Below are 6,666 nucleotides of genomic sequence, written 5' to 3'. Positions count from 1 at the left end.
CAAGGGATTGAAGATGCTCTATGGAAAAATCGCTCCAGATGATGATTTCAAGGTTAGTCATGAGGTGGCATGTGTTCTAGGAGCCTTGACACATGATAAAGAGATTTACAATCATATCGAACAACAGAAAGGAGACGTAAATATGGGACAATATGTATTAAACATCAGCAAGAAAGCCAGACTTGAAGGAAAAGAAGAAGGAAGAAAAGAGGGAATAAAAGAAGGAAAAATAGAAGGCAGAAAAGAAGGTTTACATGAAGGAGTCATCAATACACTACTTCAACAACTTCAATCTAAATTTGGAAAACTATCACCAAAGACTATTCATCAGATTCAAACAAGTAATGATGAACAACTACATGCTTTAACGATACATATTTTAAATATGAATAGTGAAGAAGATGTTATGAAGATACTTATAAATGGATAGGGTACATCTTAATTCAATTTGTTTGTTATTTTTCATGTTCATAAAATAGAAAAAGACAAGCTTGAGAATAGATATCCACAAAAGACGAAATGTGATTTTAAATCAAAACATTTCGTTTTTCTTAAACTACACATTTGTTGAAATTCGTAGTAAAATAAATATATAACAAAGGAGGTTGTACTATGAATAATTTTAGTGAAGATTTAAAGAAAGTCTTACTTGCAGGCATTGGAGCTGTTGCTGTAACAGCTGAAAAATCTAAAGAAGTTGTAGAAGACTTAGTGAAAAAAGGAGAACTAACTGTTGAACAGGGAAAGGTTTTAAATGAAGAATTAAAACATAGTGTTGCTGAAAAGCTTAGAAAACCTGTCAGTGTGGAAACAGTAGAAAAAGATTTACAGGATATGGACGTAGAAGACTTGGAAAAATTAAAAGCACATATTGAAGAATTACAAAAAGCAAAGAATGAAACAAAAGAGTAGTTTAAGTACAAAACGACGTCTTGCACAGATTCTGGCAATACTGAGAAAACATCATTTAACAAAAGGTATTGATCCCGTTAAGTTTAGAATGATCCTGGAGGATTTAGGTCCAACATTTGTCAAAATAGGTCAAATCATGGCTTCTAGACAAGATATGTTTTCTCAGCGTTATTGCCGAGAACTCGTGAAATTAAGAGATAATGTTGCACCTATGAGCACTGAAGTGGTTAAGAGGCTGATAGAAAATGAATATCAGGAAAGTCTTGATCAGGTGTTTGCTGAATTTGATAATGAGCCATTAGGAAGTGCTTCAATTGCACAGGTTCATAAAGCAACATTGAAAGATGGTCGTCGCATTGTTGTGAAAGTTCAGCGTCCAGGTATTTATGAAATGATGGAAAGAGATATTTCTTTAATCCGTCGAGCTGTCAAAATTTTAAAGTTAAATGATGTTTTAGGTAGTGTTGTTGATTTAAATATTGTTTTAGATGAATTTTGGCATACAGCCAAAGAAGAAATGGACTTTTTAAATGAAGCACATTTTGCCAGAAGATTTGCCCATTTGCATGAAAATATACAATACATAGATGCTCCGATGATTATTGATGAATATAGCACCAGCAAAGTTCTGGTGATGGAATATATTGATGGTTATGAAATTGATGATCGTCTGACATTAAAGAATGCTGGGTATGATTTAAAAGAGATAGCTGCCAAATTGGCAGAAAACTATATCAAACAAATTGTTGATGATGGTTTCTTTCATGCCGATCCCCATCCAGGAAATTTAAGAATTCGTGATGGGAAGATTGTTTGGATTGATTTTGGAATGATGGGTATCTTAAATCGTGCTGATAAAGATTTGTTGAAAGATGCTGTTTTGGCTATTGGTCAAAATGATACACAGAAGCTTGTTGATGTGATTTTAACGCTAGGAGAGCATGATAATCGTATTGATTATGCTTTGTTTTATGATAATATTGAAACTTTTATGAAGCATTATGTATCTATGGATTTAACGGATATTAATTTAGGTGATGTGGTACAGGAAATCTTTGTGATTGCCCATCAGCATCGTATTTCCATGCCAAAAGGTGTTAGTATGCTGGCTCGAGGACTTGTGACGATTGAAAGCACTGTGATGCTTGTTGATCCTCATATCAGTATTATTGAAATTGCTGCCAATCATGTAGCCAGTCATATGTCACAACAGTTAGATTATAAAAAAGAATTGACGAAGTCTGCCAAGAAAATCTATGATGCCAGTCAAAATCTATTAACGCTTCCGGCTCAGTTTTCAGATATTATGCGTATGATTATGAAGGGTAGATTAAAAGTCAATCTGGATATCATGGAATCCAGTGTTCCAATGAATGCTATTAATCATATGGTCAATAAACTGATTGTTGGTATTGTCAGTACAGGTCTGCTTATGGCAAGCAGTTTGTTATGTACAACACAGATGACACCTAAAGTATTTGGTATTCCGGCTTTAGGTTTTATAGGTTATATGTCAGCCATTTGTTTGGGAATCTGGTTGTTATTCACTGTTTTGAAGGAAAGAAGGCATAAAAAATAGCTGTATTCATTTGTATAATAATGAATACAGTTTCTTTTTATCTTTGATAATTAAAGATTTATAACGAATTTCAATTAAACCCTCTTTGACAAATTCATTGAGAACTTTGGTGACTGTGACTCTTGATAAACCTAAGATAGAAGCTATTTCTTCGTGAGTATAGTTGATGATTGAACTTTGATGAAGATCCATGCGTCCTAATAAAAAAGCAATTATTTTTTCATAACGATTATAAGTATAAGATCTTTTGATCATATTGGTCAGATAATCACAAGTTTGTGATAATGATTGGAAAATAGCCACCATGAACTCCTGCGATTGCTGAAAATAGGGATAAAGCTGTGTTGGATAACAGGCAAGTAGTTCTACATGAGTGAGTGCTTCTATTGTTGTAGGACGTTTGGCATCTGTGATAAAAGCAGATTCACCAAAAATCTGCCCTTCCTGCAAGATATCCATTGTCACCTCTTTACCATTGGAATTCATGACAAAAACTTTGACTTTTCCTTTGATAATTAAATAAATCAAATCAGCCTCATCTTCTTGCATATAGATTAAATCCGAAGGATAATAAATTTGTTTTCTTCCAGCTTTTTCAAAATAAGGAAAGAATTCTTTTTTTATTTTCATCAACTTTCACCACTTTTCTTGATAATTGTAACATAGATTACATTTTAAAAAAAGAGGATATGATAAAGTCTTGAACGAGGTGAGGGAATATGAAACAAAAAGCTTTAAATCTCATTTATATCATTGTTGGAAATATCTTTATTGCTTTAGCAGTCAATACTTTAATTTTAGAAAATCAAATTATTGTTGGTGGAACTTCTGGAATTGGGAATGTCTTAAATCATTATTTTAATATTCCAGTTTCATTAAGTGTTGGTTTTTTAAATGTTTGTTTATTTTTCATTGGACTTTTTTTCCTAGGCAAAAAATTTGCTATGACAACATTAATATCAACATTCCTGTTCCCAATTGTTTTACAATTCTTTGAAACACATGATATGTTTCATCATTATTTAAATGATCCACTTTTAGCTGCTATCTTAGCAGCCTGTCTTGTAGGTGTAGGAATTGGTTTGATTTTAAGAGCGGGCGCATCTACAGGTGGTGTTGATATTATCGCTATTCTTTTGAATAAAAAATTTGGCTTCCCAGTACATATTGTTTTAAACTGTATTGATTTATCTGTTTTGGTTTTACAGTTTACATTTAATGATACAACACATGTGATTTATGGTGTCATGATTGTCATGATTACAGCTGTTGTTTTAAATAAAACATTAACACAGGGAACAAGTCTTGTTCAATTAACTGTCATCAGTGATCATTATGAAGCCATCAAAGAATCTATATTACATGAATTTGATGCTGGTGTGACATTACTTGCCAGTGAAAAGGGATATACAAAGGAAAATTCTAAGTTGATCTTATCTGTTCTTCCTTATCGTAAATTACCAGCGATTAAGGCCAAGATTCATGACATTGATCCATTAGCTTTTGTGATTGTTTCCCATGTTGAAGAAGTTGGTGGCAAAGGATTCACATTAGAAAAAGTGTAGAAAATAAAAAGTGCATATACGTTGCACTTTTTATTTTTATATGATAAACTGCAGATAGTTAGTTAAAGCTAACTAAAAATATGTATAAAATTGAATAGATATGTTTAAAATAAAAATGGAGGTCAAAAATATGTCATTAATCGGAAAAGAAATTAACGAATTTAAAGTACAATCATATCAAAATGGAGAATTCAAAGAAGTTACAAAAAAAGATTTATTAGGAAAATGGAGTGTTTTCTTCTTCTATCCTGCAGACTTTACTTTTGTTTGTCCAACAGAGTTAGAAGATTTAGCAAATCTTTATGAAGAATTTAAGAAAATCAACTGTGAAATTTATTCAGTATCTTGTGATACACATTATGTGCATAAAGCATGGCATGATGCTTCAAAAACAATTCAGAAAATTCAATATCCTATGTTAGCAGATCCAACTGCAGCCTTAGCAAGAGATTTAGATGTTTATATTGAGGCTGATGGAGTTGCTGAAAGAGGAACATTTGTGATTAACCCTGAAGGAAAAGTTGTTGCTTATGAAGTGATTGCTGGCAATGTAGGACGTAATGCTGATGAATTATTAAGACGTGTACAAGCTTCTCAGTTTGTTGCTGAACATGGAGATGAAGTTTGTCCAGCAAAATGGAAACCAGGAGAAGAAACACTGAAACCATCATTAGATTTAGTAGGCATGTTATAATGTCAAATATTTATGATGCAATTATCGTTGGAGGAGGCCCTGCCGGGCTTTCTGCAGCGATTTATTTATCCAGAGCCAAATACAGTGTCCTGGTTTTAGAAAAAGAAAAAATTGGTGGACAGATTACGATTACTTCAGAAATCGTGAACTATCCAGGTGTTCTAGAAGATTCTGGAGAAGGTTTAACGACAAAAATGCGTCAGCAGGCAGAAAATTTTGGGGCCACATTTCAAGTGGCGGAAGTCAAAAGCTTAAAATTAGACCAGACGATTAAAAAAGTGGAAACAAATCGTGGAACATTTGAAAGTGTTGGACTGGTCTTAGCCACAGGAGCTCATCCTAGAAAGCTAGGTTTCCCAGGTGAAAAAGAATTCCAGGGACGTGGGATTGCTTATTGCGCAACTTGTGATGGTGAGTTTTTTGAAGGGTGTCAGTTATTTGTCATTGGGGGAGGTTTTGCAGCTTGTGAAGAAGCTATCTTTTTAACGCAATATGCATCCCGTGTGACGATGATTGTCAGAGAAGAAGATTTCACTTGTGCTAAGACAATTGCTGATGAAGTGCGAGCTCATGATCAGATTGATGTTGTTTTTGAAACAGAAATTGTGGAAGCAGGTGGGCATGAAACTTTGGAATATGCTGTTTTTAGAAATAATCAAGATCAGTCATTATGGCGCTATGATGCTAACAAAGAGGGACCATTTGGTATCTTTGTTTTTGCTGGATATGTGCCTGAAAATCAACTATTCCATTCGCAACTATCATTGAATCCACAAGGTTATCTCATCACAGATCGTCATCAAAAAACAAGCATAGATGGTGTTTATGGGGCAGGTGATATCTGTGAAAAAGACTTACGTCAAGTTGTAACAGCGGTTAGTGATGGCGCCATTGCGGCCACATCACTAGAAAAATATATCACAGCGATAAAAGAACAATATCATTTAGAAACCAAAGCTTATCAAAAACAGACAGTTCAAGCAAAACATCATCAAACAGAAAACAGTCAAACTTTTATCAGTCAGGACATTCGTGAACAATTAAAACCTATTTTAGAGCGATTAACTGAAGATATTTATTTGATTGGGAAATTATCAAATGATGCCTTTTCATTAGAATTAAAGAATTTTATGGAAGAATTTGCCTCTTTAAGTCCTCATATTTTCTTAGATTATCAGGATATGGAAGAGAGTCCTATGATGTATATTGCCAATGACCACCAACAGGATTTAGGTATTCATTATCATCTTGTGCCAGGTGGACATGAATTTAATTCATTTGTTTTAGCTGTTTACAATGCAGCGAGTGTTGGTCAACCTTTAGATGAAAAGATAGTGGCAGCTATTCAAAATTTAAAGTCACATCATATTCAGGTCTTTGTATCCTTATCTTGTACAATGTGCCCAGAAGTTGTACAGGCAACGCAACGTATGGCCTTATTAAATAATCAGATTCAAACTTCTATTTATGATTTATCACATTATCCTGAATATAAAGAACAATACCGTATTATGAGCGTTCCTTGTATGGTCATTGATGGACAACAGGTTCATTTTGGTAAGAAAAATATTGAAGATATTATAAAATTATTATAGAAAGCTTCATGAAAGTGAGGCTTTCTGTTTTTTTACCTAGACATTTCACCAAAGATAGCATAGTTTATATGGAGGTGAAACGAATTGGACTTTAATGAAAATCAATATGAATATGATGATTCCTATATGCCACGAGCTATGATCCAACCATGGGGCTGGTGGTGGTTCTTCCCACCATTTTTTGGACCACCAATGGTTCCGCCAAGACCACCCCATCATCAGCCGAGGCCGCCAAGACCACCAGGACCACCTAGACCACCAAGGCCTCCTCGACCAAGAAGTATAACAGAAGAAGACACAATGTATTAAGTTGTGTCTTTT

8 protein-coding genes are annotated in these 6,666 nt (G+C 34.0%); 7 read left to right on the top strand and 1 reads right to left on the bottom strand.

Features of this window, described 5'->3' with window-relative positions:
• From ACZYT4_RS13775 to ACZYT4_RS13765, 3 genes are all read left to right on the top strand, one after another.
• The coding region (locus ACZYT4_RS13775) for a DUF4351 domain-containing protein (RefSeq protein ID WP_463786870.1) at positions 1-430 on the top strand (430 nt) is incomplete at its 5' end.
• A 182-nt stretch (positions 431-612) separates the two neighbouring features.
• A complete protein-coding gene (locus ACZYT4_RS13770; protein WP_463786868.1) occupies positions 613-912 on the top strand; it encodes a phasin family protein in 300 nt (99 codons plus the stop codon).
• Complete coding sequence (locus ACZYT4_RS13765) at positions 896-2,491, top strand: ABC1 kinase family protein (RefSeq protein ID WP_463786865.1); 1,596 nt, start codon at positions 896-898, stop codon at positions 2,489-2,491. Before ACZYT4_RS13770 ends, ACZYT4_RS13765 begins: the two co-directional genes overlap by 17 nt.
• A gap of 6 nt (positions 2,492-2,497) precedes the next feature.
• On the opposite strand, the gene ACZYT4_RS13760 is transcribed toward ACZYT4_RS13765, so the two are convergent.
• Positions 2,498-3,121 carry a Crp/Fnr family transcriptional regulator gene (locus ACZYT4_RS13760; protein WP_463786864.1) on the bottom strand — a complete coding sequence of 208 codons (624 nt, stop codon included), beginning with the start codon at positions 3,119-3,121 and terminating at the stop codon, positions 2,498-2,500.
• An 89-nt stretch (positions 3,122-3,210) separates the two neighbouring features.
• Here ACZYT4_RS13760 and ACZYT4_RS13755 point away from each other — a divergent pair, with 89 nt between their 5' ends.
• The 4 genes from ACZYT4_RS13755 to ACZYT4_RS13740 all read left to right on the top strand — a co-directional run bounded on the left by ACZYT4_RS13755 (position 3,211) and on the right by ACZYT4_RS13740 (position 6,654).
• Positions 3,211-4,056, top strand: coding sequence for a YitT family protein (locus tag ACZYT4_RS13755; RefSeq protein ID WP_463786862.1), 846 nt, complete (start codon positions 3,211-3,213; stop codon positions 4,054-4,056).
• Between the two features lie 130 nt (positions 4,057-4,186).
• The gene (ahpC, locus tag ACZYT4_RS13750; protein ID WP_463786860.1) at positions 4,187-4,750 is read left to right on the top strand and encodes an alkyl hydroperoxide reductase subunit C; all 564 of its coding nucleotides are present in this window, start codon (positions 4,187-4,189) and stop codon (positions 4,748-4,750) included.
• Positions 4,750-6,345 carry an FAD-dependent oxidoreductase gene (locus tag ACZYT4_RS13745; protein ID WP_463786858.1) on the top strand — a complete coding sequence of 532 codons (1,596 nt, stop codon included), beginning with the start codon at positions 4,750-4,752 and terminating at the stop codon, positions 6,343-6,345. Before ahpC ends, ACZYT4_RS13745 begins: the two co-directional genes overlap by 1 nt.
• 84 nt (positions 6,346-6,429) lie before the next feature.
• Positions 6,430-6,654, top strand: coding sequence for a hypothetical protein (locus ACZYT4_RS13740; RefSeq protein ID WP_463786855.1), 225 nt, complete (start codon positions 6,430-6,432; stop codon positions 6,652-6,654).
• Positions 6,655-6,666 lie beyond the last annotated feature (12 nt).

Source organism: Massilimicrobiota sp. mt181, assembly GCF_055420065.1.
Note: the sequence above shows the minus strand (reverse complement) of the source record. Positions and strands in the feature narration are given on the sequence as shown.